Source organism: Mesorhizobium sp. M0166, assembly GCF_040322255.1.
In the GTDB taxonomy this organism is placed as follows: Bacteria; Pseudomonadota; Alphaproteobacteria; order Rhizobiales; family Rhizobiaceae; genus Mesorhizobium.
Genome location: NZ_JAMYTD010000098.1, coordinates 1 through 1,559, shown reverse-complemented (window position 1 = coordinate 1,559; position 1,559 = coordinate 1). Strand labels below are relative to the sequence as shown.

1 protein-coding gene is annotated in these 1,559 nt (G+C 62.2%); it reads left to right on the top strand.

Annotated features, from left to right (window positions below; genetic code table 11):
• The first annotated feature begins 84 nt into the window (after positions 1–84).
• Complete coding sequence (locus NKJ46_RS34555) at positions 85–1,248, top strand: IS110 family RNA-guided transposase (protein WP_352671807.1); 1,164 nt, start codon at positions 85–87, stop codon at positions 1,246–1,248.
• Positions 1,249–1,559 lie beyond the last annotated feature (311 nt).

Sequence of the window (1,559 nt, the reverse complement as noted above, 5' to 3'; positions counted from 1 at the left end):
TCAGATCCTATGAGGAGGGTGGATAGCGACCTGCGCTGTGGCAAGGTCAGGTCGCGTAATCAACACCTTACCCTGGAGGCAAGCATGCCCGTAGCAGCTCACCAATCCAAAGCGCCGACCGCTATCCGCACCGATCTTGGCGCAATTTTCGTCTCGTTGGAATTGAGTCGCTCGAAATGGTTGATCACCTCGCTGTCGCCGGGTGGCGGCGAGAAGATGTCGAAACATTCGGTGGCGGCCGGCGATGTCGCCGGCATGCTGGCGCGATTTGCCGAGCTCAACAGGAAGGCGCAAGCGCGGACCGGGCGGCACTTTCCGATCATCGTGATCCAGGAGGCCGGGCTCGACGGCTTCTGGATCCACCGCGTGCTACAGGCCGAGGGGATCGAAAGCCACGTCGTCGATCCGGCGTCGATTGCGACCGCGCGCCGGCGGCGCCGGGCAAAGACCGACAAGATCGACGGCGAGGCGCTGGTTCGGGCATTGCTGGCCTATAAGCGGGGTGAACCGCGGGTGTGCGCGATGCTACGGGTACCGATGCCCGAGGAAGAGGACCGCCGCCGCATCTCGCGTGAGCGCAAGGCATTGACGAACGAGCGCGTGCGCCACGTCAACCGCATCAAGGGCCTGCTGTTCAGCCAGGGCGTATCCGGCTACGAGCCGTTGCGCCGCGATCGGCGCAAGCAACTGGCGGCGCTTCAGACCGGCGACGGCCGGCCCTTGCCCGCACATTTGAAGGCGCAGATCGGCCGGGAACTCGATCGACTGGAACTGCTACTGGAGCAGATCAAGGCGGTCGAGGCCGAACGCGATGCCATGCTCGCTGCTGCGCAGGCCGTCTCGCCAGCACCGGCGATGCTGCTCAACCTGAAAGGCATCGGGCCGGAGTTCGCCATTGTCCTCTGGTCGGAGGGGCTGTCGCGTCATTTTGACAACCGACGTCAGGTTGCCGCCTATGCCGGCCTGGCGGCGACGCCCTGGAAGAGTGGGGCGATCGATCACGAGCAGGGGGTGTCGAAATCTGGCAATCCGACTCTGCGAACGACGCTGGTCCAGATGGCCTGGCTATGGGTGCGCCATCAACCGCAGTCAGCGCTCACCTTATGGTTCAAGGAGCGGGTGAAGCAGAACAACGGCCGGCTGAAGAAGACAATGATCGTGGCGCTGGCCCGCAAGCTGCTCGTGGCGCTGTGGAAATACATTAACGCCGGCGTTGTCATCGAGGGAGCGATCATGACGGTCGCCTGATGCGCTACACCCATCGAATTCTGCCATCTTCCAGGATCTGATCAGTCCTGGCGGATCCGAGGTGGACGAACCGGCACGTAGCGTGGCTTCAATCGCCGTTGTCTCAGAATGGTCTCGTCTTCCTGAGCCCCTGTCCGCCGCAAGCGGGATGTTGGTGCCGCTGTTTCGAACAGCGACCGTATATAAGTTGGATCTGGCTCGGGAAACGAGCCGCGTCATGCAATCGGGCTCAGACCATGGATACCGTAAAACCAACGGACCCAAAAAAGCGGAGCCCTAAAGGCCTTGACACTCCTCATATAAGCTACGTG

Bases quoted from the DNA above. Each gene is read 5' to 3' on its own strand.
- NKJ46_RS34555 (WP_352671807.1), top strand. From the start codon at position 85: ATGCCCGTAGCAGCTCACCAATCCAAAGCGCCGACCGCTATCCGCACC.